Annotated in this window: 21 protein-coding genes and 1 tRNA gene; 15 read left to right on the top strand and 7 right to left on the bottom strand. The window is 65.4% G+C overall.

Annotated elements, in window-relative coordinates; all coding sequences use genetic code 11:
- Positions 1-50 precede the first annotated feature (50 nt).
- Positions 51-3,083, bottom strand: coding sequence for a TonB-dependent receptor domain-containing protein (locus ACO05N_RS10775; protein WP_422057095.1), 3,033 nt, complete (start codon positions 3,081-3,083; stop codon positions 51-53).
- Positions 3,084-3,413: 330 nt separating this feature from the next.
- Between ACO05N_RS10775 and ctrA the strand changes: the two genes are divergently transcribed.
- Positions 3,414-4,121: a response regulator transcription factor CtrA gene (gene ctrA, locus ACO05N_RS10770; protein WP_224920516.1), complete on the top strand. Its 708-nt coding sequence runs from the start codon at positions 3,414-3,416 to the stop codon at positions 4,119-4,121.
- A 145-nt stretch (positions 4,122-4,266) separates the two neighbouring features.
- Here ctrA and ACO05N_RS10765 read toward each other — a convergent pair whose 3' ends face one another.
- The gene (locus ACO05N_RS10765) at positions 4,267-5,202 is read right to left on the bottom strand and encodes a 50S ribosomal protein L11 methyltransferase (protein ID WP_422057094.1); all 936 of its coding nucleotides are present in this window, start codon (positions 5,200-5,202) and stop codon (positions 4,267-4,269) included.
- Between the two features lie 210 nt (positions 5,203-5,412).
- A tRNA-Ser gene (locus ACO05N_RS10760) sits at positions 5,413-5,502 on the bottom strand.
- A gap of 133 nt (positions 5,503-5,635) precedes the next feature.
- Between ACO05N_RS10760 and hspQ the strand changes: the two genes are divergently transcribed.
- The 4 genes from hspQ (at position 5,636) to ACO05N_RS10740 (ending at position 7,632) form a co-directional block, all read left to right on the top strand.
- Positions 5,636-6,016 carry a heat shock protein HspQ gene (gene hspQ, locus ACO05N_RS10755; protein WP_422057093.1) on the top strand — a complete coding sequence of 127 codons (381 nt, stop codon included), beginning with the start codon at positions 5,636-5,638 and terminating at the stop codon, positions 6,014-6,016.
- 238 nt (positions 6,017-6,254) lie between these two features.
- Positions 6,255-6,623 carry a 50S ribosomal protein L21 gene (rplU, locus tag ACO05N_RS10750; RefSeq protein ID WP_066656559.1) on the top strand — a complete coding sequence of 123 codons (369 nt, stop codon included), beginning with the start codon at positions 6,255-6,257 and terminating at the stop codon, positions 6,621-6,623.
- Positions 6,624-6,636: 13 nt separating this feature from the next.
- Positions 6,637-6,906: a 50S ribosomal protein L27 gene (rpmA, locus tag ACO05N_RS10745; protein ID WP_257845123.1), complete on the top strand. Its 270-nt coding sequence runs from the start codon at positions 6,637-6,639 to the stop codon at positions 6,904-6,906.
- A 171-nt stretch (positions 6,907-7,077) separates the two neighbouring features.
- Positions 7,078-7,632, top strand: coding sequence for a GNAT family N-acetyltransferase (locus ACO05N_RS10740; RefSeq protein WP_422057092.1), 555 nt, complete (start codon positions 7,078-7,080; stop codon positions 7,630-7,632).
- 987 nt (positions 7,633-8,619) lie between these two features.
- Here the strand turns inward: ACO05N_RS10740 and ACO05N_RS10735 are convergent.
- From ACO05N_RS10735 to ACO05N_RS10720, 4 genes are all read right to left on the bottom strand, one after another.
- On the bottom strand, positions 8,620-10,074 hold the full coding sequence (locus tag ACO05N_RS10735) for an efflux transporter outer membrane subunit (protein ID WP_422057091.1): 1,455 nt from the start codon (positions 10,072-10,074) through the stop codon (positions 8,620-8,622).
- Complete coding sequence (locus ACO05N_RS10730; RefSeq protein WP_422057090.1) at positions 10,071-13,256, bottom strand: efflux RND transporter permease subunit; 3,186 nt, start codon at positions 13,254-13,256, stop codon at positions 10,071-10,073. Before ACO05N_RS10730 ends, ACO05N_RS10735 begins: the two co-directional genes overlap by 4 nt.
- Before the next feature lie 12 nt (positions 13,257-13,268).
- A complete protein-coding gene (locus tag ACO05N_RS10725) occupies positions 13,269-14,453 on the bottom strand; it encodes an efflux RND transporter periplasmic adaptor subunit (RefSeq protein WP_422057089.1) in 1,185 nt (394 codons plus the stop codon).
- Between the two features lie 107 nt (positions 14,454-14,560).
- Positions 14,561-15,421: a metal-dependent hydrolase gene (locus ACO05N_RS10720; RefSeq protein WP_422057088.1), complete on the bottom strand. Its 861-nt coding sequence runs from the start codon at positions 15,419-15,421 to the stop codon at positions 14,561-14,563.
- A gap of 48 nt (positions 15,422-15,469) precedes the next feature.
- Between ACO05N_RS10720 and ACO05N_RS10715 the strand changes: the two genes are divergently transcribed.
- From ACO05N_RS10715 to ACO05N_RS10670, 10 genes are all read left to right on the top strand, one after another.
- A complete protein-coding gene (locus tag ACO05N_RS10715; protein ID WP_422057087.1) occupies positions 15,470-16,102 on the top strand; it encodes a TetR/AcrR family transcriptional regulator in 633 nt (210 codons plus the stop codon).
- A gap of 2 nt (positions 16,103-16,104) precedes the next feature.
- Positions 16,105-17,154 (top strand): GTPase ObgE, encoded by a 1,050-nt coding sequence (gene obgE / locus ACO05N_RS10710; protein ID WP_422057086.1) that lies wholly within the window; start codon positions 16,105-16,107, stop codon positions 17,152-17,154.
- A 77-nt stretch (positions 17,155-17,231) separates the two neighbouring features.
- Complete coding sequence (locus tag ACO05N_RS10705) at positions 17,232-18,020, top strand: MipA/OmpV family protein (protein ID WP_422057085.1); 789 nt, start codon at positions 17,232-17,234, stop codon at positions 18,018-18,020.
- Between the two features lie 69 nt (positions 18,021-18,089).
- On the top strand, positions 18,090-19,004 hold the full coding sequence (locus ACO05N_RS10700; protein ID WP_422057084.1) for an alpha/beta hydrolase: 915 nt from the start codon (positions 18,090-18,092) through the stop codon (positions 19,002-19,004).
- 117 nt (positions 19,005-19,121) lie between these two features.
- Positions 19,122-19,676 carry a hypothetical protein gene (locus ACO05N_RS10695; protein WP_422057083.1) on the top strand — a complete coding sequence of 185 codons (555 nt, stop codon included), beginning with the start codon at positions 19,122-19,124 and terminating at the stop codon, positions 19,674-19,676.
- Positions 19,677-19,840: 164 nt separating this feature from the next.
- On the top strand, positions 19,841-20,944 hold the full coding sequence (gene proB, locus ACO05N_RS10690) for a glutamate 5-kinase (RefSeq protein ID WP_422057082.1): 1,104 nt from the start codon (positions 19,841-19,843) through the stop codon (positions 20,942-20,944).
- A gap of 2 nt (positions 20,945-20,946) precedes the next feature.
- Positions 20,947-21,849: an NAD-dependent epimerase/dehydratase family protein gene (locus ACO05N_RS10685; protein WP_422058739.1), complete on the top strand. Its 903-nt coding sequence runs from the start codon at positions 20,947-20,949 to the stop codon at positions 21,847-21,849.
- A gap of 226 nt (positions 21,850-22,075) precedes the next feature.
- Complete coding sequence (locus ACO05N_RS10680; protein ID WP_422057081.1) at positions 22,076-22,318, top strand: acyl carrier protein; 243 nt, start codon at positions 22,076-22,078, stop codon at positions 22,316-22,318.
- A gap of 68 nt (positions 22,319-22,386) precedes the next feature.
- Positions 22,387-23,577 carry a serine palmitoyltransferase gene (gene spt / locus ACO05N_RS10675; protein ID WP_422058738.1) on the top strand — a complete coding sequence of 397 codons (1,191 nt, stop codon included), beginning with the start codon at positions 22,387-22,389 and terminating at the stop codon, positions 23,575-23,577.
- Positions 23,578-23,617: 40 nt separating this feature from the next.
- Positions 23,618-25,576, top strand: coding sequence for an ATP-binding protein (locus ACO05N_RS10670; protein ID WP_422057080.1), 1,959 nt, complete (start codon positions 23,618-23,620; stop codon positions 25,574-25,576).
- Positions 25,577-25,599 lie beyond the last annotated feature (23 nt).

The following is a 25,599-nucleotide window of genomic DNA, read 5'->3' as shown; positions in this document are numbered from 1 at the left end:
GGCCCGCATCGCTGCGGACCGGCCCCGTGCTTGGGTAGCCTAGTGCGGTATCAGAACTTCACCTCGGTCGAGAAGGTGAACGAACGGCCACGCGGGTCCGCAACGCGCGGCTCCCACGAGCTGCCCGCACCGGTGTTCGAGTCATAGGTGATCGCGAAGGGCGGGTCGGTGTCGAAGATGTTGCGAACACCCATCGTCATCGTGAACCCCTTCTGCACGCGCACCGTCGCAGCAAAATTGTACAGCGTGTAGCTGTCGACCGTCGGGTTATAGTCGGGTCGCGTTGCCGAAGCGGGGAGCGCGTTGTTGGTATAGCCGTCGCGATAGATCTGCGACAGGCTGAAGGTCAGATCCTCGTTGGTCCAGGTAATATAGGCATTGTGCTTCCACTTGAGGCCCAGGTCGCCGGCATAGGTGAAGCGGCCGATCAGGCTGGGACCATAAGGCGACGTGGCCAGGAACCGTTCGCGCTTCTTGAGCAGACGGGTGCCATCGAGGCCGGCAGTCAGCACGCCGCCGAACAAGTCGGTGCCGCCCCGCAGCGAGACTTCCAGGCCCTGGGTCCGCCGCGAACCAATATTGTCGGCGCGCAGGTCCAGCGTGGTGATCGGCGTTCCCGCGCCGCCGGCCCGGATCACGCGATCGGGGAACAGCGACTGGTTGAACAGCAGCTGATCGATTGTCAGCGATCCGATCGTATTGTCGACGGCGATGCTCCAGAAATCGACCGACGCGCTGAAACGCGCCATCGGACGGAACACGACACCGCCGCTATACTGCTCCGATGTCTCCGGGCCGAGGTTCAAATTGCCGCCCGTAACGGTTTCGGGCGTGATCGCGGCGCAACCCGGGATCGTCGAATCCACGCGTCCAGCCGAACAGGTCGTGGGGTCGTAGCGCGAGTTGCCGGGGTTGGGCGAGATGGTGACGCCGTTGAAGATCTGATTGAAGGTCGGCACCCGGAAACCGGTGTTGAACGACCCGCGGAACATCAGCCAGTCGAACGGCTGGAACTTGGCCGATATCTTGGGATTGGTGGTCGATCCGAAGCCGGTATAGTCGTCGATGCGCACCGCGCCCCGCACCTCGAACATGTCGTGGATCGGAAGCAGGATTTCGGCATAGGCCGCCTTCACATCCCGGCTCTTGGGAGTCAGCGCGTTGGCATTGTCGAACGCGGCGTTGAAGATCGCCGGGGAGCCAAGCGCAGCCGCCGACGACCCGTTGAAGCCGTATTCTTCGCGGCGGTAGTCGACACCTGCCGCAATCTGCACATCACCGCCCCAGATCGGGAAGAGCGGACCGGAGATCGACAGATCGGCCTGCTTCACCTCATATTTGCCCGAATACAGTGCGGTCCCGCGCGCGGAAACCGCATCCAGCGCCGCCATCGCGGCCGCCGACTGGGTCAGCGAGAACGGATTGAGGATGCCGCTGTTGAACAGGCCGACAATGCCCGGTGCGCTGGCGCCGGGCGCGGTCGGCGCGCGCGAATCTGCTCCGCCCACGACCGCACCGGGAATGCCCGACGTGCTGCCGGCCGCATTGGCGACCGTCGTCGTGTAAACGCCCGTGTAATGATAGCCGCCGCCCAGCACCGACGCGGCTTCGCTGCGGGCATAGGACGCGCCTACCCGGTAGTCGAACCCGGCGCCGATCGGACCTTCGGCACCGATCGCGGCGCGAAACGTCTTGGTCTCGGTCGTGTAATCGCGGCGACCGCAATCGATGCAACGATAGCGGAAGGTGATCGGTTTGCCATAATTGCCGACTGCGTCCACCGTGCGGTCACCCGGCGCACCGATCGCCGGGAACACCGCTGCAATGCGGTCATAGACGTCATTATACGTCGCCGCGGTCAGCGAATTGAGCGGAAATGCGATCGGCAGCGTGGTATTGTTCGACGTGTACTGGTTTTCCGAGAAGCGCTTGGCCGAGTTCGCCTTCGATCCCGTAACTTCCGCCGAGATGCGATGCGAACCAAGCGCGACCGTCGCGCGACCGTAATAGGTCAACGTGTCGATCGGCTGCTGAAGCACCGCGGCGCGGCCGGTGTCGTATGCGCAGGCATAGCGCGCGCCCGGTACTGCCCACAGCACTTCGTCATACGCCATGCCGCCGTCGAACGAGTCGCATCCTGCCCCACCCGGGAGGTCCAAGATGTTGATGCCGCCATCGGCGCGCTGGGTGCTACCCGGGAACGTCAGGCCCGGCAGATAGAAGCCGCCGCCTGCTGCCGTGCTGGCCGCGCTGCCCAACAGCGTGCCGCCCTGGGTGATGCCGACGCCCGCCGCAGTCGGATTGATCGGGAACGCGGTCCCAATCGGCGTTCCGCGCGTATCGATCGACAGGCCGCGATTGGGCTGGTTGCCGTTCACGAAGTCGCGGTCGCGACCATAAAGCACGCCGTTCCAGCTCTTGCTGACGGCCGCCATGACGTTGAACCCCTGCTCCTTCAGGTCGCCATAGCCAACGGTCCCCGAAACGCGATAAATCGGTGCATCACCCTCCTCGGTGATGTCGGTGAAGCCGTTCAGGGTTATCCCCTGAAAATTCGTCTTGGTGATGAAGTTGATCACGCCGCCGATCGCGTCGGTGCCGTAAATCGCCGAAGCGCCATCCTTCAGGATCTCGACCCGCTCGATCGCGGCGAACGGGATCTGGTTCACGTCGACCGCCGAACCGGTCAGACCGTGCGCAGCAACGCGGCGGCCGTTCAGCAGCACCAGCGTCGCGGCCGAACCCTGTCCGCGCAGGTTGGCGGCGGACAGGCCATTGGTCCCGCGCTGCGCACCGCTGGTAACGTCGCCATTGGACGCCAGATTGTCGGCACCGTTGCCGTTGGTGCTGAGGAAGTTAATCAACTGTTCGGGGCTGTTGATGCCTTCGCGGGCGAGATCCTCGTTCGAGATGATCTGCAGCGGCAGCGCGCTCCTGGTCGGGTCCTGCTTGATGCGTGAGCCCGTGATCAGCACTTCTCGCTCGCCGGACGCTTCCGGCGCAGGTGTCGTCGGCACATCCTGCGCGAACGCCGGACCGGCAATGCAGCATGCCGTCGCGAATAATGCGGTCTTGAACTTCATACCCCAACCCCCTTGTTGATCCCGCGCGCACTTTTATGTCGGCTTCGCCGGAAACCGGGAAATTAATCACGCACGGCAAGTGTTAGCAAATGCAAAATACGGGGGACGCCTATAGCCATGGGTTATAACGCGCGTCGATGGACTTGACATGATTTTTGCCGTCCGCCCGGCGAGACCCTGTCCAGCGGCCCGTCGCAAAGGTCTCGCGACTCGTGGAGTCAGGCCGGTTAGGGCAAAATTAACCTTTTGCCTTCATACCAGCTTAGGTTAATGAATCAGTCGCGTTGTGTGCCACAGGGGGCCTGCAACCGGCACAGGGGAAATCAGCCGATGCGCGTGCTGCTGATCGAAGACGAGCCGACGACCGCCAAGGCCATCGAGCTGATGCTCGCGACCGAAGGGTTCAATGTCTACACAACGGATCTTGGCGAGGAAGGCCTCGATCTGGCGAAGCTGTATGATTACGACATCATCCTGCTCGACCTGAACCTCCCCGACATGCACGGCTATGACGTGCTGAAGAAGGTGCGTGTCGCGCGTGTCCAGACCCCGGTACTGATCCTGTCGGGCATCAACGAAATGGACAGCAAGGTGCGCTCGTTCGGCTTCGGTGCCGACGACTACGTCACCAAGCCCTTCCATCGCGAAGAGCTGATCGCCCGCATCCACGCCGTGGTGCGCCGCAGCAAGGGCCACAGCCAGTCGGTCATCCGCACCGGCAAGCTCGCCGTGAACCTCGACGCCAAGACGGTCGAGGTCGATGGCGCCCGCGTGCACCTGACCGGCAAGGAATATGCGATGCTGGAGCTGCTCTCGCTGCGCAAGGGCACGACGCTGACCAAGGAAATGTTCCTCAACCACCTTTATGGCGGGATGGACGAGCCCGAGCTCAAGATCATCGACGTCTTCATCTGCAAGCTGCGCAAGAAGCTCAGCATGGCGTGCGAGGGCGAGAATTATATCGAGACCGTCTGGGGCCGCGGCTATGTGCTGCGCGAGCCCGAGGAAGCTGCTGGCGCAGTCAGCGCCGTCGCCTGATACACGTTCGTCGCGTGGGGCAAAGCGGGCCGCGTCATCCGGGGGGATGACGCGGCCCGTTCTTTATGCGCGGTGGCTTACGGCGTCCCCGGACGATTTTCGGCAGCGCGCCGAATGTAACGGCGTTCGGCCTGGATCGCGACGGTCAGCACGGGACGGCATTCATCCTTGTGGTGGTGCCTTCCTGGCGGCAGGTCACCTCCATCCGATCACCCGCGCGGGTGTCGATCGGCTGCACCAGATCGAACAGCGACGCCTTCCAGTGCGAGACATAGGTGCCGAAGGGGTCGTTCTCGAGACTGTCGCCCGCGCCAAAATCGATCCGCATCCACTGCGCAATCGCATCGACCCGACCGCCATGGGTCGTGAGTACGGCGGTCTCGCTGCGATGGTCCGGGACATCTGCCTGGTCAAACGACGTTGCCAATATCGGAATGGCGTCCGAGCGCTGCTGGACGCCTGACGTGTTCGGCCTCGCCCAAATCAAACGCGGACTTTTCAGCAGATCGAACGGCGTGAGGTCGAACCCCTCCGCGGCTCCCAGCGGCATATCCGCCCCCCTGCCGCGCTCGACGAGCGCAATGCGCAACTCCGCGCTCCGCGGGAGGATGACGGCATCGGGCCTGACCAGGCGTCGGCGGGCATCGGCTAACGCGGCAACCACACCTTCGTTGAACAGCGTATCGCCAAAAATCTCGTGAACCAGCAGATCCGCAGGCTCCGGCAAATCGGTGCCGATTTCGAGCGTGTCGGACCGCTTTGCAATTACGGTGATCCGGTCCGACAATCCGTTGGACCGGACAATCTCGCGCGCGGCGGCAGCGATCATCGGATTGGACTCACAGGTAACGACCCGCGCGCCGGCGCGCGCTGCCATCAGGGCCAGCAATCCTGCACCGGTGCCGATTTCCAGAACCGTCATCCCAGCGCGGACATGGCGCGCTATCGCCCGGGCGTAAATCGCGTTGCGCGGGTCATCCCGCAGCATGCGCCAATGATAGGCGGGCACGCCGGTCGACAGCGACTGATGCACGATGTCCCGGATCACCATGTCGTGGGGCGCATGCCGGATCGCGGCCATGCCCAGCGCGAGCGCGTCGTCGCATAGCCCCTTTTTCCGCAGCACCGCGCATAGTCGCGCCATGCCAGCCGCATTGCCGCGGACGGTCGGATAGCGGCTAAAAATGTCTTCTGGTGCTTCCACGTAAACGCCCCCATCTGGCCCTGCATCGCACGTTGATGGAGCGCGCCAAAACGTCAATGCCGTGGTTGGCGCCGGGTGTGGAAATGGTGGCGGAGAGGGTGGGATTCGAACCCACGTTACGGTTCCCCGTAAACCGCATTTCGAGTGCGGCGCGATCGACCACTCTGCCACCTCTCCGCGAGGGGTCCGCAGGGCATTTGCATGCCGCTCCGTCCGGTCGAGCGGGCGCCTCTAGACCAAGGTTGGCGGGCATGCAAGCGCCTTGCCGCACTCTTCTTGTAAGGGCGGTAAAGCGCATTAGATTACAGGCATGACTCGCGCCTCCGACCCGCTCGATCTGGCGATTGCCGGCGTCCCCATTCCTCCGGTCGCGCATGCGCGCTTTAATCTGGGGGAAGTGGTCCGGCACCGATTGTTCGATTTCCGCGGGGTGATCTTCGACATCGATCCCGTCTTTGCCAACACCGACGAATGGTATGAGGCGATCCCCGAGGATGTGCGCCCGCGCAAGGACCAGCCTTTTTACCACCTGCTCGCCGAAAACGCCGAGTCGAGCTATGTCGCCTATGTCAGCCAGCAGAACCTGGTCGCGGACGACAGCGACGAGCCGGTCGACCACCCCGCGATCGGCGGGCTGTTCGATGAGCTCAGCGATGGTCGCTACCAGCTGAAGCGCGAGCACCGGCACTAACTCTGATGCGCCTGACGGCGCAGATGCGGTGCCAGCCTGCTCCCCCACCCGGCCGCCTGTCAAAGATACGCTGAAGTGGGTCGCCGGGCGGGGCAGCGGGCTGGCACCGCACTCCGGGCAATGCCCGGGCAAAGGCGCAAACAAGGTTGACTTCCCCGGGCGAATCCCATAACCGCGCCGTTCCTCCCGCCGGGCTTGTCCTGCGCGGGCACATGCTTTTGAAATTGAGATGAGGCCCATGTTCGCTATCGTGCGCACGGGCGGCAAGCAGTATCGCGTTGCCGCAGGAGACAAGATCGTCGTCGAGAAGCTCGACGGTGAAGCCGGTTCGACGATCACCCTGGGTGACGTGCTGCTCGCTGGCGAAGGTTCGGATCTGAAGTCGACCGACGGCCTGACCGTTTCGGCCGAAATCGTCGCCCAGCAAAAGGGCGAGAAGGTCATCGTCTTCAAGAAGCGCCGTCGGCACAATTATCGCCGCAAGAACGGCCATCGCCAGAACCACACCATCCTGAAGATCACCGCCATCGGTGCGCAGGAGACCAAGAAGAAGGCCGCTAAGGCCAAGGCGACCGAGGGCGATGCCCCGGCGGCCGCGGAAGCGTAAGGAGTAATCCGAAATGGCACATAAGAAGGCAGGCGGCTCTTCGCGCAACGGTCGCGACTCGCAGTCCAAGCGTCTCGGCGTGAAGAAGTTCGGTGGCGAAGTCGCCATTGCCGGCAACATCCTCGTGCGTCAGCGCGGGACCAAGTATTATCCGGGCGTCAATGTCGGCATCGGCAAGGACCACACCCTGTTTGCGCTTACCGACGGCCGCGTGCGATTCCACGACGGCAAGCTCGGTCGCAAATTCTGCTCGGTAGAAATGATTGCGGCTGCGGCCGAATAATCTGGGCGACCATCCGGGTTGCCCGCCAGGGTGACCCGGGTCTCCAAATCTGGAGACCGCAAAAGGGAGACGGGTCACCCCGGTCTCCCTTTTTTATTGCTCCCTCCCCACCCCAACTGTCGCGCTCCGGTCATCATGCCGGGGCATCGGCGGGTCCGCGAGGAGAGTAAGATGTTCGCACGTACACAGCGGCTGATGCTGCGGCCCGGCTGGATCGAGGATGCACCCGAACTGGCGCGCGCGATCGGCCATCACGAGGTTGTCCGCAACCTCAGCCGCGCCCCCTGGCCCTATGCGGTGAGCGACGCCGAAGAATTTCTGATGATCGAGCGCAAGGCGAGCGACCTGCCCGTCTTCCTGATCTGCGCGCTGGATGGCGGCACCAGCCGCATCGTCGGCTGCATCGGGCTGGACCGAATGGAGCACGGCGGTGTGGAGCTCGGCTATTGGATCGCGCCCGAAGCCTGGGGTCGCGGCTATGCGACCGAGGCCGGCCGCGCGGTAATCGATATCGCCCGCACGCTCCGCGTCCCCACGCTCATCGCCAGCCACTTCGCCGACAACCCGGCATCGGGCCGCGTCCTGCGCAAGCTCGGCTTCCGCCCGACCGGCCGCACGATCCCGCGCCACTCGCTGGGTCGCGGCGGCGCGGACGTGACGGTCGAGTTCGAACAACGCCTGTCGGACTCGGACTGCACCGACCCGTGCGACCGAATGGCGGCGTGAGGTTCTAAAAAGCCCCTCCCCTTCAGGGGAGGGGTTGGTGTGGGGCAGTGAAGTCTCATCGAGACTGCGCGCGAACAACGGCGAATGCCTCACCCGCACACATTCGCCCGAATGAGGTACAAATGTGCGGCATTGGGTGGAAAGCGGATCCTGGGCTGCTAAAGCATAAGTCGTGAAAGTCGCGACGCCGTTTCCCGCTATTTCGGCGCTCCTCCTGCTTACCGGATGCGGGCAGGATCTCGGTGAATACGCCGTTGAGTCCGTGCGCGTCGCGACTGATGTGCCCCTCTCTGACGAAACATCCTCCAGCTACGGCCGATTTCTGGAAGTCCGCCTGGTTTCAGGCACGAGCCTAACGGCTCTCTCGGAGGAGATCGACAGCCTGTACGTAGATGCGGATTTCTGCCCGCCTCGCGATGGAAATGGGCTAGTCGCCTTCGGGCCATTCAGTGACAACGGCAGCGACTTGGGCGTACCATCGGTAGCACCAGCCCTGAGAACCGGCGTTGACGGCCGGTTCCATTACCGAATTTACATCCCTGTCGCTCATCATGCTCGTGCCACAACACAACCTCGACATATTCGGTTGCCCGCCTACGACCTACGCGAAACAGCGCATGCCGCCTGCCTGCGGCTGTTTGCCCCTGGGTACAATCTGCTAGAATCACGCTCTAAAATCATCACGGTTCCGGCAGCTATGATTTCTACAGCATTGCGCAGCGAACCGGCTCCGAGCCGCCGCCGCTGATGTCAGCCATGGGGTCGTAAGCCGCCCAATCTCCTTCGTCGCCCCGACACAGGGCCGGGATGACCAAGGTCGCAGAAATGGTTGGGGGATGCCGACATCGGACCCACCGGGGCCGGTCGCCAAGAAGATGGTCCCACCCCAACCCTTCCCCTGAAGGGGAAGGGCTTGGGAGCAACACTGGCGTCAATTGATCGGACGGAGCCAGTTACGCAACACGGCTCCGTCCGAAACTCTGGACCTCAGTCAGCCGCCGCAGCCTCGCGCCGCACCACATCGGGCGCGGTTTCCCAGCCGCCGCCGAGCGCCTTGAACAGCGCGACCTGCGCCTCAGCCAGCGCGGCATTCGACTGGGCGAGCGCCGCACGCGCCCCTGCCCGCTCGCGTTCGGCGTCGATGCGCTGGAGCAGGCTGTCGCGCCCTGCCTCGAACCGCAGGATCGCGATCCGCGCGGCGTTGGTCGCCGATGCATCGGCGCGGCGCAGCGCGACGTTGCGCTCGATCTCACCCGAATAGCGCGCCAGCGCCTGTTCGACTTCGCGCAGCGCGGTCAGCACCGTACCGTCGAACGCCGCGAGCGAACCCTCCGCCCCTGCCTCGGCCTGACGAACCCGCGCGCGCGCTGCAGTGATGTTGGGGAAGTTCCAGCTGAGCAGCGGCCCGAGCGAAAAGTTGAACGACGAGCTCTTGCCCAGATCCTCGATATTCTGCGCGCCCAGCGACACCGATCCGCCCAGCGTGATCGACGGGTAGAGCGCGGCAGTCGCCACCCCCACCCGCGCCGTATCCGCCGCCAGCTGCCGCTCGGCCTGACGCACATCGGGGCGGCGGGCAAGCAAGGCCTGGCCATCGCCGACGGGGATCAGCGCCGACACGCCCGGCGGCGTGGCGCAGGCATCGGCCTGCCCGTCCAGCTCCGCCGGCGGCTTGCCGGTCAGCGTCGCCAGCGCATAGAGCGCTGCGCGCCGCTCCGCCTCGAACGCCGGCACCTGCGCGCGGGCATTCTCGGCCAGCACCCGCGCCTGGTCGACATCGCGGATCGTGCCGCGCCCAGCGTCGAACAGCCGCTGGGTCAGGTCGAGCGTGCGGGACTGGAGCTGCACCGTCTCGCGCGCCACCGCCGCCTGCGCGGCAAAGCCGCACGCTGCTGCATAGGTCCGCGCCGTCTCCGCCGCGATCGCCACGCGCGCGCCGTCGAGCGCCGCCTGCGCCGCATCGACATCGCCGCGCGCCGCCTCGATCGATCGGCTCACCCGGCCGAACAGGTCGACCTCATAGGATGCGTCCAGCCCGACCCGGAAGAAGTCGCCCTCGACCCCATCCAGGCCAGCAGGCAGCGCGCCCTGCGCGCTCTCCGCTCCGGTGCGCGACCGGGTATAGCCCGCACTCACGCTCGTCCCCGGCAACCGCGCCCCGCGCGATTCCGACAGGATTGCGCGTGCGCGCTTCAGGTTCGCCGACGCCTGGCGGATGTCGGTGTTGTAGGTCAGAGCCTCCACCACCAGCCGGTCGAGCACCGGATCCTTGAACAGCCGCCACCATTCGCCCTCGACCGCGCCCGCCGACACCTTGGTCATGCCGGGATCGACGAATGCCGCCGCCGCCGCGGGCGGAGTTTCCGGCCGCTGATAGGTCGGGCCGACCGAGCAGCCTGCGAGCAGCGCCGCGCTCGCGCTCACGATGAAAAGGCGCTTCATGCTGCAGGCTCCGTCACGGGATCATGGGGTTTGCGGCCCAGGCGCGCGCGCTGTGCGTTCGCCCAGATGCCGAACTTGCGGCTGATGACATAGAATGCCGGGGTGAAGATCAGGCCGAAGATCGTCACGCCGATCATGCCGAAGAACACCGCGACGCCCAGCGCCTGGCGCAGCTCCGCCGCCGCCCCGCTCGCGATCACCAGCGGCAGCACGCCGAGGATGAAGGCGATCGACGTCATCACGATCGGACGCATGCGCTGATGCGCTGCGTGCTTCGCCGCTTCGAACATGTCCATGCCCTGATCCTCGTTCTGGCGCGCGAACTCGACGATCAGGATCGCGTTCTTCGCAGCCAAGCCGATCAGCACCACAAGGCCGATCTGCGTCAGAATATTATTGTCCATCCCCATCACGTTGACGCCCAGGATCGCGGCAAGCAGGCACATCGGCACGATCAGGATCACCGCCAGCGGCAGCACCAGGCTCTCATAGAGCGCGGCGAGCAACAGGAAGACGAACACCACCGCCAGGCCAAATGCGATGACGCCGGTATTTCCCGCCGATTTCTGCTCCAGCGCCAGTTCGGTCCATTCGAAGCTCATCCCCTGCGGCAGCGTCTGCGCCGCGAGTGTCTCCATCGAATCGAGCGTCTGACCGGTCGAGTAGCCGGGCTTGGAATCGCCCTGCAATTCAGCCGCGGGATAGAGGTTGTGGCGCACCACGCGATACGGCCCGCTGTCGTTCTTCAACGTCATCACCGAACTCATCGGCACCATCTCGCCCGACGCCGACCGGGTCTTGAGACCCTGAATGTCGGTCGCATCGTCGCGATAGGGTGCGTCGGCCTGTGCCGTCACGCGGAAGGTGCGACCCAGATAGTTGAAGTCATTGACATAGGAGGAGCCGAGATAAGCACCCAGCGTCGAGAAGACGTTCGACACCGGCACGCCCATCCGTTCCGCCCGCTCGCGATCGACATCCGCGGTCAGCCGCGGTGTGCCGGTGTTGAACAGGGTGAAGGCACCCGCGACGCTCTCCTGCTGGTTCGCGCCCATCATCATGCCGAAGGCGGACTGCGCGAGAGCGTTATAGCCCAGCCCTTCGCGGTCCTGGATCATCATCTTGAACCCGCCACCGGTGCCGATCCCGGGAACCGGGGGCGGCGGAATGACGAGGATGTCGCCACCCTTGATCGGTGCGAGCGCACCATAAAGCGCACCCTGAATCTCGTCTGCGGTCGCGTCGCGCTCGGCATGCGGCGCCAGGCCGAAGAACAGCACGCCGGTGTTCGGTGCGGTCGAGAAGCTCGCTCCGTCGAGGCCGGCAAAGCCCACGACATATTTGACTCCGGGAAGCTTACGCGCCTCGGCGATCGCCTGCTGCACTACCGCGTCGGTGCGGTTCAGCGACGAACCCGGCGGCAACTGGACCGCGCCGATCAGATAACCCTGATCCTGCGGCGGGATGAAGCCCGACGGGGTCGACGTAAAGCGCCAGCCGGCGACGAGGATCAGCGCGACATAGACCACGCCGACAACCATCAGCATGCGCACCAGTCGCGCGGTCAGCTTGCCGTAATTCTCCGACAGCCGGTTAAATCCGCGGTTGAACGCCGCCCCTGCCCGCGCGGGCAGACCACGCCAGCCCGGTGCGGGTTCGCTGTGATGCCCCTTATGCTTGAGCACCAGCGCGCACAGCGCGGGTGACAGCGTCAGCGACACGAAGGCGGAAATCAGCGTCGCCGAAGCGATGGTGATCGCGAACTGCTGGTAGAAGGCGCCCGAAATGCCCGGAATGAACATCGTCGGCACGAACACGCCGACCAGCACCAGGCTGATCGCGATGATCGCGCCCGACACTTCGTCCATCGTCTTGTGCGCCGCGTCCTTGGGGGACAGCCCCTCCTCTTCCATCAGCCGCTCGACATTCTCGACCACGACGATCGCGTCGTCGACGACGATACCGATGGCGAGGACCAGGCCGAATAGCGACAGGGTGTTGAGCGAATAGCCGAACGCCAGCAGCACCGCGAACGCGCCGACCAGCGAGATCGGGATCGCCACGATCGGCACCACCGCCGCGCGCCAGCTTTGCAGGAAGATGAGCACCACCAGCACGACCAGCACCAGTGCTTCGATCAACGTGTGTTCGACCGCAGTGATCGACTCCGCGATATATTCGGTCGGGTTGTAGTCGATCGAATATTTCATCCCCGGCGGGAAATCCTTGGCCAGGCGGTCAAGTTCGGCCTTCACCGCGTCGGCGGTCGCCAGCGCGTTGGAGCCGGGCAGCTGGAAGATGCCGACGCCGACCGCGCGCTTGTCGTTCAGATAACCGTTGAAGTTGTAATCCTGCGCGCCCAGCTCGACCCGCGCCACATCGCGCAGATGCGTCAGGCGACCCGTCGTGTCGCGCTTGACCACGATTGCGCCGAATTCGTCCGGCGTGGTCAACCGTCCCTTGGTCTGGACGCCCAGCTCGAACGCGGGACTCGCATTGCCATAGGGCGGCGCGCCGACGGTGCCGGCGGCGACCTGCACGTTCTGGCCACGAATCGCGTTCACGACTTCGTCCACGGTCATGTCGCGCGCAGCGGCAAGGCCGGGGTCGATCCACACGCGCATGTTATAGTCGCGTCCGCCGAACGCCTGCGCCTGGCCCACGCCCGGAATCCGCGCGATGCGATCCTGCACCTGCAGCGTGACGTAGTTGGAGATATACTGGATATCGAGGCTGTTGTCGGGCGAGGTGAAGAACGCGACCATCAGGAAGTCGGGCGAGCTCTTGTTCACCGTCACGCCGATGCGCCGCACATCCTCTGGCAGTCGCGGCTCGGCGGTCGCGACCTTGTTCTGCACCAGCACCTGCGCCTGATCGACATTGGTGCCCTGCTTGAACGCCACCGTGATCTGCGTCTGGCCGTTCCCGGTCGACGACGACGTCATGTACAACATGTTGTCGACGCCGTTGATCGCCTGTTCGATCGGTGCGGCAACGGTTTCGGCGACAGTTTCGGCGCTCGCGCCGGGGTAGGCTGCGGTCACGACGACCGTCGGCGGCGCGATGTTGGGATATTGCGCGATCGGCAACGACGGATAGGCGATGGCGCCGACGATCACGATCAGGATCGACAGCACCGCCGCAAAGATCGGCCGGTCGATGAAGAAATGGGGGAATTTCATGGAACGCGCCCCTTACTGGACGGTCGCCTGGCCCGAAGCCGGCGGATCGATGGGACGCGTGGGTGCGGCCTGCTTGGTCGCGTCGGGCGTGATCTTGCCTGCCTTGGGCGTGACTGGCGCGCCCGGCTGAAGCCGCCCGACCCCGGTCAGGATCACGCGGTCCGTCGGCGCAAGACCGTCGCGGACGATGCGCAAGCCTTCGGCCTTCGCGCCGACCTCGACGACACGCGGGGTCGCCTTGTTGTCCTTGCTCACGACATAGACCAGACGCCGGGTCTGGTCGGTGACGATCGCTTCATCCGGCACCAGCATCGCGCGATAGCTGCCCGAACCGAGCAGGCGCGCGCGGCCGAACATGCCGGGCGTCAGGAATCCGGTCGGGTTGGGCACCACCGCATGCGCGCGGATCGTACCCGAATTAGGGTCTACCGCGTTGTCGAGGAACGCCATGCGGCCGTTCCAGCGATACTCATTCTCGTCGGCGAGCTGGATCTGCACCGGATTGGCAGTGGTGCGCGACGATCCGCGCTCGCCGCGCTGATCCTGACGCAGATTCTTGAGGTAAAAGGCTTCGGCGCCCTCGAACTCGAACCAGATCGGGTTGAGCGACACGACCCGGGTCAGCACGGTCTGCCCCTCGGCGACGAAATCGCCGATGCTGACCTTGCGGTCCGAAACGCGCCCGCCGAACGGAGCGCGTACGGTGGTGAAGCCGAGGTTGAGCATCGCCTGCGACGCGGCAGCGCGGCCCGCGGCCAGATCGGCGGCGGCGCTGCGCTCGGCGGCGACATTGGCTTCCAGCTCCTCGGCGCTCACCGCCTGGGCACTCGCCAGCGCGCGGCTGCGCGCCGTGACCTGCCGGGCGTTGTTCAGCGCGGCCTGTGCGCGGGCGATCTGCGCCTGCGCCTGCATCAGCTGCGCGCGATACGGGCGCGGATCGATCGTGAAGAGCGCCTGCCCCTTGCGGACGTCCTGGCCGTCGCGGAAATGGACCGCGGTAATGACACCGTTGACGCGGGCGCGCAGCTCGACATCCTCCGGCGCGACGAAGCGGCCGGTATAGTCGTCCCAATCCATCACTTCGCGCTGAAGCGGCGCTGCCACCATGACCTCGGGCGGCGGCGGGGCAGCAGTCGGCTGTCCGCCACCACATGCACTCAAAGCCGCCAGCGCCACGAAGCCTGCCAGGACACGCATATTGTATTTCCCCTTATTGCGTTGCAGCAATTGGGGAGGCGGAAAAGCGGTTTCAACCCCGGAACGGATAATTTCTGATATTTTCCGTTCAGTAATTCAGAACGCGCTCAGGCGGCGACGGTTCCGCGCGGCATCACGGCCGCCGCATAGTCGCTTTCCGCTTTCTGGATGAGTGCGCGGTCGTCGTGATTCCACGGGTGGAAACCGGGCATGAAGTAGCTCAGCCACGCCGGAATCATCCGCGTGACGATGCCGGGCGACACCAGCAGATATTTGGCCACCATCGCCTTTGCGCGCCACCCGGTGACGCCATCCTGCGCCATCAGGTCCAGCGTCCCCTCGATCCGGTGCTTCCAGAAGGTCACCGTGATCAACAGCATCGTCAACGACTTGATCTTCCACCGCTTCCACCGGCTCATGCCGCGCGTCGCGTGGAGATAGGTGTCGTAGGCGACGCCCTTATGCTCGATCTCCTCCAGCGCGTGCCAGCGCCACAGATCGGCATTCTCCTTGTCCGCACCGGCGAGATGCTTCGGATTCCTGATCAGCTCGGACGCGAGGATCGCGGTGTAATGTTCGAGCGCCATGGTCGCGGCGAGCTGGACGATCTTGGGCCGCGACCGTGCGATCTCCAGCACCTGATCGACGCGCGATTCCAGACGGCTGATGTCATAGCCATGATCCAGCACGCGCTTGTTGAACGCGACATGCTCGCGGCTGTGCACCACCTCCTGCACCGTGAATGCCTTGATTTCGCGCGCCAGCTTCTCGTCGACGCCGTCGCGGAACGCCTTCACGCTCTCGATGAAATAGGCTTCACCCTTGGGAAAGGTTACCGACAATGCATTATAAAATGCGGTCGCGGCCATGTCTCCACCCAGCCACAGCCGGTCCTGCTGCTGCCCGCGTCCGAACCGGCGGTCGCGCGGGGTAATGGTAAGATCGGCGGGAGTCTTTGCGTTCGACATCATTTTGCTCCAAGGCTCTGGGCAAGGAACTAGCGCTTACTTACACGAATGTCAATAACACCCATCTCCGAACGCCGTCGGCTCAGCCCCGAAGAATCACGCGACGCCGCGCTTGAGGCCGCACGCGCGATCCTGATCGAGGCTGGCCCCCAGGCCGTCACGCTCAAGGCCGTTGCCGCGCGGATCGGGCGTACCCATGCCAATCTGCTCCACCATTTCGGCTCGGCCGCCGGGTTGCAGCGCGCGCTCGCCCGCAGCCTCGCGGAAACCGTCTGCGCGCGCATCGTCCGCCTGATCCATGAGGCTCGCGCCAACGGCACCGCGCCGACCGAGGACAAGCCGCGCGAAGTGGTCGATCTCGCCTTCGATGCGTTCGACAAATCGGGCGCAGGCGCGCTGGCCAGCTGGATGATCCTGTCGGGCAATGAAGACGCGCTCGACCCGATCCTCGAAGTCATCCACGGCCTTGTGGATCAGATCGCTGCGGTCGAGGGCGAAGAGTCGGGCGTCGCGCTGCGCGAGGATACGCTGGCGCTCGTCCTCATGGCCATGGGCGACGCGCTGCTCGGCGAACAGCTGGCCCGCTCGCTCGACCTCCCCCGTGGCGCGGCGCGCGAAATCGCCCTGCGCCAACTCACCGGATCGCCCCGCTTCCAGAAGATGTGGGGTCAGGACATTTAATCATGCATTTTCTCGACCAGGCCAAAATCTACATCAAATCCGGCTGGGGCGGCGGCGGCGCCGTCGGCTTCCGCCGAGAGAAATATATCGAATATGGCGGCCCCGACGGCGGTGATGGCGGCAAGGGCGGCGACATCATTTTCGAAGCGGTGCCCGGCCTCAACACGCTGATCGACTTTCGCTACACTCAGCATTTCCGCGCCGAACGCGGTCATGGCGGATCGGGCAGCAACAAGACGGGTGCGGGCGGCGAGGATCTGGTGATCAAGCTTCCCGTCGGCACCCAGATTCTGGCCGATGACGAGGAGCGCACCCTGCTCGCCGACCTGACCGAACCGGGTCAGCGCATCGTGTTCCTCAAGGGTGGCGATGGCGGGCGCGGCAATGCCAGCTACAAGACCAGCACCAATCGCACTCCGCGCCAGCACGGCACCGGCTGGCCGGGCGAAGAGATGTTCGTGTGGCTGCGGCTCAAGCTGCTCGCCGACGCGGGGCTCGTGGGCCTCCCCAATGCCGGCAAATCCACCTTCATCAACGCCGTGACCAATGCCCAGGCCAAGGTCGGCGCCTACGCCTTCACCACCACCCGTCCCCAGCTCGGCGTGGTGCGGCACAAGGGCAATGAATTCGTCATCGCCGACATCCCCGGCCTGATCGAGGGTGCGGCCGAAGGTGCCGGCATCGGCGACCGCTTCCTCGGCCATATCGAGCGGTGCAAGGTCCTGCTGCACCTGGTCGACGCCAACGACGAGGACGTCGCCACCAGCTACCGCATCGTCCGCGACGAGCTCGACGCCTACGGCGCCGGCCTGCTCGACAAGAAGATCATCGTCGCGCTCAACAAGATCGATACGCTCGACGACGAGCTGATCGCCGCACTCTCCGCCGAGCTGGAGGAGGCCAGCGGGGCCGAGGTCATCGCGATCTCCGGCGCAGCGGGCATCGGCGTCGACTGGGCGCTCGACAAGCTGCTCGAAGCGATCGGCCCCGACCACGCCCGCGTCAGCGAAGACGATGACGGCGCGGAAGAGGTGGAGTGGTCGCCGATCTGAACCCGACCATCCCGCACGACGAGATTTTCGCGCGCGACTGACTGGCGCTTGTGCCGCAATCGCCTAGATTGTGCGCCATGCTGTATCGTTTCGTCCCGCTCGCCCTCATCGCCATCGCCCTGCCTGCCGCCGCGCAGGAGCAAGGTGAGGAACCGACGCGCGAACCGCTGCGCACCCGCATCTATCTCGGGCCGCAGCTGTCGCCCAAGACGCCCGGCGCCCGGGAGCTGTCCTTCGGCCCGTTCTTCGACATCTCGCGCGCACGCGGCGACGACCCGTTCGAATTCGAGGCGCCGGATGAAAGCTTCGGCTTCCCGGTGGTTGACGCGGGCGGCGTCGAATTCGGCCCCGCGCTTGGCTTTCGCGGCAAGCGCAAGGCTGCCGATATCGGCGTCCCGCTCCACGAAGTCGGGTTCAGCTTCGAAATCGGCGGCTTTGCCCAGACCTATCTCGCCAAGAACATCCGCGTCCGCGCCGAAGCGCGTCAGGCGGTGAGCGGCCATGACGGTCTGGTTGGGGAAGTCAGCGCCGATTACGTCGCGCGCGACGGCGACAAATGGCTCGTCTCGATCGGCCCGCGCGTGACCCTGGCCGACGGCAGATACCACCGCGCCTGGTATGGCATCACCGCAGCGGACAGCGCGGCATCGGGCTTGGCCCAGTTCCGCCCCGACGGCGGAATCGAGGGCGTCGGGCTCGCCGCAGGCTATCTGCGCCAGCTCAGCAAGCGCATCGGGCTCAGCGCCTATGCCCGCTACGATCATCTGGTCGGCGACGCCGGGCGCTCACCCTATGTCCGCACGGCGGGGTCGCGCAGCCAGCCTTCGGTCGGTCTCGCGCTCAGCTACACCTTCGGCGGCGAGTAACCACAGCCGGACAGTTCCGGTTCAGCAACGACCCGCCATTTGTCTGGGGAACGCAGCTGGAGGGTGGACATGATCCGAGTGATCCTGGGTTTTGCGGGGCTGGCGCTGGTGGCGGTTCCGGTGGCGGATGCACAGCGATTGCGCGAGCGGCTGGCCGAGCGCATGGCCGAGCGCGCCGCCGCCCGCGGCGCAGAGGCTCCCGCCCCTGGCATGGTCGAGCACAGCTTCGGCACGGACCCGCTGCAAAAACTCGATTTCTGGGCGGCAAAGGACAAGGCGAAGCCCGCCCCGATCGTGATCTTCGTCCATGGCGGCGGGTGGAAGCGCGGCGACAAGCGCAACGCGACCGGCACGGCCAAGGTGACGCATTTCCTCGAACAGGGCTATGCCGTCGCCTCGGTCAACTACCGCCTCGTCCCCGCCGCGAAGGTCGAGGATCAGGCCGCCGATGTCGCCGCCGCCTTTGCCTGGCTGCGCGGCAAGGCGGGAAAGCTCAACATCGACCCCGCGCGCATGGTGCTGATGGGCCACAGCGCGGGCGCGCACCTCGTCGCCCTGGTCGGCACCGACCCCCGCTACGCCCGCGCCGCCGGCTTTGCACTCAGCGACATTCGCGGCGTGATCCCGCTCGACGGCGCGGCCTATGACGTCGCAGCGCAGATCGCCGACGGCGGGAAGTTCATGCACGACACCTATGTCCAAGCATTCGGCAGCGACCCCGCACGGCAAAAGGCGCTGTCCCCCACCCTCCACGCCGACGGCCCCAACGCCCCTGCGTTCCTGATCCTCCATGTCGATCGCGACGACGGCAAGCGTCAGTCCGAAGCGCTGGGCGCGGCACTCCGCAAAGTCGGCACCCCGGCCCAGGTCACGCGGATCGAGGGTCGCGGGCTGATCGGCCATGCGGAGGTCAATCGTAAGCTGGGCCAGCCCGACTATCCCGCGACGCCCATCGTCGATGCGTGGCTGAAGACGCGGTTTTAGCCCGGGACTCGTGCCACTTTTCGCACGACTGCTGGATCGTTTTGGACCGGAAGCGACCGTTGTCGAGATTAATGTGCATCGATAAAGCGGCGCATAAACAAGCCTGAAGGGGGATGTATGACCTTGTCACACCAGATCTGGACCCTCGCGACGATTGCCGTTTCTGCGACCCTCCCCGTTCAGCAGAACTGGCAGCGCTACACCCAGCCGACGGCGCTCTCCGCTGAGCTTCCGGGTGATGCTGAGCGTGTCGATGTGCGGAATGAGGAGATCAGAAGCCGGGTGATCCAACTCAACTACACGGGTCGCGACGCCGCCGGAGACTTCAGCGCTTTCTACTTCGTCCAGGCTGTGATTGGCGACACGCCGTTCGATGTCGATAAGAAGATTGCTGAAGATATCGCGCAAGCAAAGGATGGTGGCGACGCGGCGGTCAGCAAAAGGTTCATCAGCCAGCGCCCGCTCAAACCGTCTGAGATGCCTTTGCCTGGAATGCGCGGGATTGAGCTGGTCTATGCTTATTCTGGCTTCGGCGCAGGTGGCGACCAGATTCAAACTTCCCGCACGATGTACGTCGGCAACAAGTGGCTGACGGTTTCGGTCCGACACTTCGAGAAGGACCGGAGCTGGCCCAAGGATCGGTTTTTCAATTCGGTGACGTGGCGCCCCTAACCGGGATAGCGTTCGGATATCGATCGTCGCTCAATCTGGAAGTTCGGTACGGGATGTGTCGGGCCTGTCGGCTGGACGGGCCTGATGGTCAATGGGCGCGTGCTTCGGTCGCGCCTGCACTTCCCACTTCCCACATCGCCCGCCTCGCCTGTATGCCGCGCGCGATGAACCTCTTCCCGCCCGCCTCCTGCCCACGCCTCGTCGTCAAGATCGGATCGGCGCTGCTCGTCGACCCGGACGGCGGTGTGCGGCGTGAGTGGCTTGAGGGGATCGCCGCCGACATCGCCGAACGCGTGCAGGCGGGGCAGCAGGTTGCGGTCGTTTCCTCGGGCGCAATCGCGCTCGGTGCCCGCCGCCTCAACCTGCCCAAGGGCGGCCGCGCCAGCCTTGAGGATGCGCAGGCCGCCGCCGCCACCGGGCAAATCGCGCTCAGCCAGGTCTGGGCCGAAGTCCTCGCGGCGAACCGCCTCACCGCCGCGCAGATGCTGGTGACGCTCGACGATCTTGAGGATCGCCGCCGCTACCTCAACGCCGCTGCGACGCTCGGCCGCCTGCTCAGCCTCGGCGTGGTCCCGATCATCAACGAAAATGACAGCGTCGCCACCGCCGAAATCCGCTTCGGCGACAATGACCGCCTCGCCGCCCGCGTCGCGCAGGCCGCCGATGCAAACGGCGTCGTGCTGCTCAGCGACATCGACGGCCTGTACGACCGCAACCCCGCCCTCCCCGGCGCGCAGCATATCGCGCAGGTCACCCAGATCGACGCGCGGATCGAGGGGATGGCCGATCGCGGCTCCGCATCCGGCATGGGATCGGGCGGGATGGTATCAAAGATCGAAGCGGCCCGGATCGCCGCCAGCGCCGGGGTCAGCCTCGCCATCGCCAGCGGCCGGATCGACCGCCCGCTGTCCGCCGACGCGCGCCACACCATCTTCCTCCCCGAAAAACGCACCCGCGCCCGGAAAGCCTGGCTCGCAGGTCGCCTCACCGCCAAGGGCAGCATCGCGATCGACGCCGGCGCCGCCGCGGCGCTCACCGAAGGACGCAGCCTGCTTGCCATCGGCGCCACGGGCGTGCGGGGCATGTTCTTCCGCGGCGACCTCGTGACCATCGAAGGGCCCAACGGCCCGATCGCGCGCGGCCTCGCCGAATATGATGCGGGCGAAGCGCAGGCGATCCTCGGCACCCGCAGCGAGGATCAGGGCGAGATCCTCGGCTACGCCCCCCGCGCGGCTTTGGTCCACCGCAACCACATGGTGCTGCTGTGAGCCTGACCCTCGCCCTCACCGGTGCTACCGGCTTCGTCGGTAAGGCGACCGTCGACTACGCGCTCGCCCGCGGCCACCGCGTCCGCGCGCTCACCCGCCGCGATCAGGCACCGCGCGACGGCGTCACCTGGATCGCCGGCAATCTCGACAGCGAGGATGCGCTTGCCCGGCTCGCCAGCGGTGCCGATGCGGTGGTTCATATCGCCGGGGTGGTGAACGCGCTCAGCCCTGCCGGCTTCATCAATGGCAATGTCCATGGCACCGCGCGCATGGCCGCCGCCGCCGCCTCAATGGGCGTGCGTCGCTTCGTCCACGTCTCGTCGCTCTCGGCGCGCGAGCCGGAGCTGTCCGAATATGGCCGATCGAAAGAGCGCGCCGAGGACGAAGTGCGCAAATCCGGCCTCGACTGGACGATGGTCCGCCCGCCCGGCGTCTATGGCCCCGGCGACCTGGAGATGCGCGACATCTTCCGGATGGCGAAGTTCGGGTTTGTCGTGCTGCCCCCGGCTGGCCGCGTCTCGTTGGTCCATGTCCACGACCTCGCCCGGCTGCTGGTCGCGATGGCCGAAACCGACACGGGTCGCCACATCTACGAATGCGATGACGGGGTCGATGGCGGCTACAGCCATGCCGAATTCGCCCGGCTGGTCGGCGGCGCGGTCGGCAAGCGGCCGATCCCGCTCCACGTCCCGCGCGCGCTGCTCCACCTTGTCGGTCACGCCGACCGCTTCCTGCGTGAGGCGAATGCCAAGCTCACCCCCGATCGTGCGGCCTATCTCAGCCATCCGGACTGGACGGCAACCCCTCACCACCGCCCGCCTGCCAGCCTGTGGACCCCGCAAATCTCTACGCGCGACGGGCTGGTTCAAACGGCGGACTGGTACCGGTCGAACCGATTGCTTTAGGGATCGCGCCCGCCCTTGAAATGTTGGATTTTCGCTGCTTGGGTCGCCTCATGGTTCCGGCCCGCCCCCTCCCACTATTACCGCTGCCAGGCCGCCTGACACTTCGCATGACAACCGCTCAAAATCGTCAGTTTTCCCACCAAGGGGTGTCAGGCGCCGCCCCGCTCTTCCCGCAATTCCGCCGCAATCGCTTGGCAGTGCCAGCCCACACCAGTAAGGACCGCGCATGAGCGACCGTAACGACACCTTTGCCACCATCGCCGGCCAGATCGAACCCTTCAACAAGAAGGGCGTCGCGCTGACCGAAACCACCACCTTCGCCGGCGATCTCGAATGGGACAGCCTGACGGTGATGGATTTCGTCGCGGCGATCGAGGACGAGTTCGACATCATCATCACCATGAACATGCAGGCCGAGATCGAGACGGTCGGCCAGCTGGTCGACGCGGTCCAGAAGCTGAAGGGCTAATCTACGTGACCGAAGCCATTGCCACCTCCGACGTTCCGGCTCCGCTGACGGGTGACAAGCCCGATCTGATGAGCAAGTTCGACGCGATCATCGCGGAGCGCAAGGCGCTGCTCGATGCCGGCTTCACCGATCCCTATGCGGTGGTGATGGAGCAGGTGAAATCGCCGACCGAAGCGGTGATCAAGGGCAAGGACACGATCCTGCTCGGCACCTACAATTATATGGGCATGACCTTCGATCCCGACGTGATCGCGGCGGGCAAGGAAGCGCTGGAGAAATTCGGCAGCGGCACGAATGGCAGCCGCATGCTCAACGGCACGTTCCGCGACCATATGGAGGTCGAACAGGCACTGCGCGACTTCTACGGCACCACCGGCGCGATCGTGTTCTCGACCGGGTACATGGCCAATCTCGGCATGATCTCGACGCTCGCCGGCAAGGGCGACTACATCATCCTCGACGCCGACAGCCACGCCTCGATCTATGATGGCTGCAAGCAGGGCGTCGCCGAAATCGTCCGCTTCCGCCACAACAGCGTCGAGGATCTCGACAAGCGCCTTGGCCGCCTCCCCGCCGAAGCGGGCAAGCTGGTGGTGCTCGAGGGCGTCTATTCGATGCTCGGCGACATCGCCCCGCTCAAGGAAATGGTCGCCGTCGCCAAGAAGCACGGCGCGATGGTGCTGTCCGACGAAGCGCATTCGATGGGCTTTTACGGCCCCAATGGCCGCGGCGTTTACGAGGCACTGGGGTGTGAGGGCGATGTCGATTTCATCGTCGGCACGTTCAGCAAGTCGGTCGGCACTGTCGGCGGCTTCTGCGTCTCGAACCACCCGAAGTTCGAGGCGATCCGCCTCACCTGCCGTCCCTATATCTTCACCGCGTCGCTTCCGCCCAGCGTCGTCGCTACCGCCGCGACGTCGATCCGCAAGCTGATGACCGCGACCAGGAAGCGTGAGCAGCTGTGGGACAATGCCCGCACGCTGCACGCGGGCCTCAAGGAAATGGGCTTCAAGCTCGGGACTGAACAGGCCGACAGCGCGATCATCGCGGTGATCCTGACCGATCAGGTTCAGGGCGCGGCGATGTGGCAGACGCTGCTGGAAAACGGGCTGTACGTGAACCTTGCCCGTCCCCCCGCGACCCCTGCCGGCACATTCCTGCTGCGCTGTTCGCTGTGCGCGGAGCATACGCCCGAACAGATCCAGCGCATCCTGGGCATGTTCAAGGCGGCGGGCCAGGCGGTCGGCGTCATCGCCTGACCGCCGGTGCCGGCCACGGCGACCGCCTGGACATCGTCGCATGAGTGAGAACCGCCTCACGACCCTGACCCGCCGCCTGTCCGAACTGGACTGGCGCGCCGGGCTGATGATCGTGGTCGGAGCTCTGGGCATCGGCGTGCTCGCCGCGCTGGTCGGCAATCAATACGACGCCCATCGCCAGCGCGAAATCGCCCTGGACCTTCAATCCGACAGCTATGAAGCGATGGTCCTTGTCCAGAGCTTCTCCGCCACCATGGCAAGCGCAGAGGCAACGCTGGGCCGCTATGTCGTGGCGGGCGAGCGGCGGATGGGACGCGACTATATCGAACAGTGGCGTCGCGCCGATGGCCAGCTCGGCCTGCTCGAACGCCGGATCCGGGGCGATCGTGAGCAGCGTGCGCGCGCCGCGCGGTTGCGAAGCGCCTTCGTCGCGCGCGGCGCCGAACTGGCACAGGTCGCTCAGAATACCAATTTCGGACGCAACGCGGCGGCCTATGCCTTTTTCAACGAGGCGCGCCGGTCGCCCCATCTGGCGGTGCTGACCCGCGAATCCGGCGCCATTTTCGCCGCCGAACGAACGCAGCTCAGTGCACGCGCGGGACAAGCGCGGGCGACTGCCGCAAACGCGGTGCAGGAAACCAACAAGCTCGCGATCTTTGGCGTCCTGCTCGCTTTCGGCGCAATCATCCTGGCGTGGCTCAATGTCCGCGCAATCCGGGACCGTGCCGCCGCAGCCGCCGAAGCCGAGGTCCAGCGCGCGCGCTCGGTCGAGATGGAAGCCGCGGTCGCCGCTGCAACCGCCGGGCTTCAGGCCGAAGCGCGCGAACGCGCGGCCGCCGAGGACAAGCTGCGCCAAGTCCAGAAGATGGAGGCAGTCGGTCAGCTGACAGGCGGGATTGCGCATGATTTCAACAACATGCTTGCCGTCGTCCTTGGCGGGCTGGAATTGGCGAAACGCAATCTGCCCCCTGATGCCGATGAAGCGCTGCGGCATATCGACAATGCCGGCGAGGGCGCGAGCCGCGCCGCGGCGCTGACCCGCCAGCTGCTCGGATTCGCCCGCTCCGAAGCGCTCGCTCCCGAAGCGATCGAACCGACCGAGCTGATCGAGGGCATGTCGGTGCTGCTCGACCGCACGCTGGGCGAGGGGATCGTCATCGAAACGCGCAGCGAGGGGACCGAATGGTGCGTCTGGGCCGATCGCGTCCAGCTCGAAAATGCGCTGCTCAACCTTGCGGTGAACGCGCGCGATGCGATGGACGGGCGCGGTACGCTGATCATCGCATCGGGCCATGTCGCGCTCGATGGCGACGATGCCGGTGAATGTGCTCCGGGCGATTATGTCCGCATTTCGGTGACGGATTCCGGCACGGGCATGACCCGCGAAGTGATGGACCGGGTGTTCGAACCGTTCTTCACTACCAAACCGGTCGGCAAGGGAACCGGCCTCGGCCTCAGCCAGATTTTCGGCTTTGTCCGGCAGTCCGGGGGCGAGGTGCGGATCGAATCGACCGTGGGCGTCGGTACCACGGTGACCATGCTCCTGCCCTGCCATGCGACCGCAACGCGCACAGCTCCGGTCGTCGAACGGGTGGGACCACGGCCTGGGCCCCACCGCGCACTCGACATTCTGGTGGTCGAGGACGACTCGCGCGTCCTCATCGCCACGCTGGCCGCGCTGGAGGAACTGGGCCACCGCCCGGTCGCGTGCAGTGATCCGCTGGCCGCGCCGCGCATCGTCGCGGGCCTGCGTGCGCTCGATCTGGTGATGACCGATGTGCTGATGCCAGGCCAGACCGGGCCGGAAATGGTCACGGCGCTCGAACCGCAGCTGCGGTCGGTCGCCATCCTCTATGTCACCGGCTATGCCGGCGAGGGTGACGAGGATCGCTTCGCGGCCCGGCCGGTGCTGCGCAAACCCTTTACCCTTGCCGGTCTGGAACAGGCGCTGGCGGACGCGATCGCGTTCCAAGAGCATACCGACGCGGCCACAGGCTAGATTTACCTGCAACCTTCGATATA

It is taken from the genome of Sphingomonas sp. (assembly GCF_965227385.1).
Lineage (GTDB): Bacteria > Pseudomonadota > Alphaproteobacteria > Sphingomonadales > Sphingomonadaceae > Sphingomonas.
Note: the sequence above shows the minus strand (reverse complement) of the source record. Positions and strands in the feature narration are given on the sequence as shown.

Coding starts and splice junctions, on each gene's coding strand:
- ctrA (WP_224920516.1), top strand. CDS start 3,414: ATGCGCGTGCTGCTGATCGAAGACGAGCCGACGACCGCCAAGGCCATC.
- ACO05N_RS10705 (WP_422057085.1), top strand. CDS start 17,232: ATGCTGTATCGTTTCGTCCCGCTCGCCCTCATCGCCATCGCCCTGCCT.
- spt (WP_422058738.1), top strand. CDS start 22,387: ATGAGCAAGTTCGACGCGATCATCGCGGAGCGCAAGGCGCTGCTCGAT.
- ACO05N_RS10730 (WP_422057090.1), bottom strand. CDS start 13,256: ATGAAATTCCCCCATTTCTTCATCGACCGGCCGATCTTTGCGGCGGTG.
- ACO05N_RS10735 (WP_422057091.1), bottom strand. CDS start 10,074: ATGAAGCGCCTTTTCATCGTGAGCGCGAGCGCGGCGCTGCTCGCAGGC.
- ACO05N_RS10700 (WP_422057084.1), top strand. CDS start 18,090: ATGATCCGAGTGATCCTGGGTTTTGCGGGGCTGGCGCTGGTGGCGGTT.
- hspQ (WP_422057093.1), top strand. CDS start 5,636: ATGACTCGCGCCTCCGACCCGCTCGATCTGGCGATTGCCGGCGTCCCC.
- ACO05N_RS10715 (WP_422057087.1), top strand. CDS start 15,470: ATGTCAATAACACCCATCTCCGAACGCCGTCGGCTCAGCCCCGAAGAA.
- ACO05N_RS10695 (WP_422057083.1), top strand. CDS start 19,122: ATGACCTTGTCACACCAGATCTGGACCCTCGCGACGATTGCCGTTTCT.
- ACO05N_RS10720 (WP_422057088.1), bottom strand. CDS start 15,421: ATGTCGAACGCAAAGACTCCCGCCGATCTTACCATTACCCCGCGCGAC.
- ACO05N_RS10740 (WP_422057092.1), top strand. CDS start 7,078: ATGTTCGCACGTACACAGCGGCTGATGCTGCGGCCCGGCTGGATCGAG.
- obgE (WP_422057086.1), top strand. CDS start 16,105: ATGCATTTTCTCGACCAGGCCAAAATCTACATCAAATCCGGCTGGGGC.
- ACO05N_RS10680 (WP_422057081.1), top strand. CDS start 22,076: ATGAGCGACCGTAACGACACCTTTGCCACCATCGCCGGCCAGATCGAA.
- ACO05N_RS10725 (WP_422057089.1), bottom strand. CDS start 14,453: ATGCGTGTCCTGGCAGGCTTCGTGGCGCTGGCGGCTTTGAGTGCATGT.
- ACO05N_RS10775 (WP_422057095.1), bottom strand. CDS start 3,083: ATGAAGTTCAAGACCGCATTATTCGCGACGGCATGCTGCATTGCCGGT.
- proB (WP_422057082.1), top strand. CDS start 19,841: ATGAACCTCTTCCCGCCCGCCTCCTGCCCACGCCTCGTCGTCAAGATC.
- rpmA (WP_257845123.1), top strand. CDS start 6,637: ATGGCACATAAGAAGGCAGGCGGCTCTTCGCGCAACGGTCGCGACTCG.
- rplU (WP_066656559.1), top strand. CDS start 6,255: ATGTTCGCTATCGTGCGCACGGGCGGCAAGCAGTATCGCGTTGCCGCA.
- ACO05N_RS10670 (WP_422057080.1), top strand. CDS start 23,618: ATGAGTGAGAACCGCCTCACGACCCTGACCCGCCGCCTGTCCGAACTG.
- ACO05N_RS10765 (WP_422057094.1), bottom strand. CDS start 5,202: ATGGCCGCGATCCGGCATGCGCCCCACGACATGGTGATCCGGGACATC.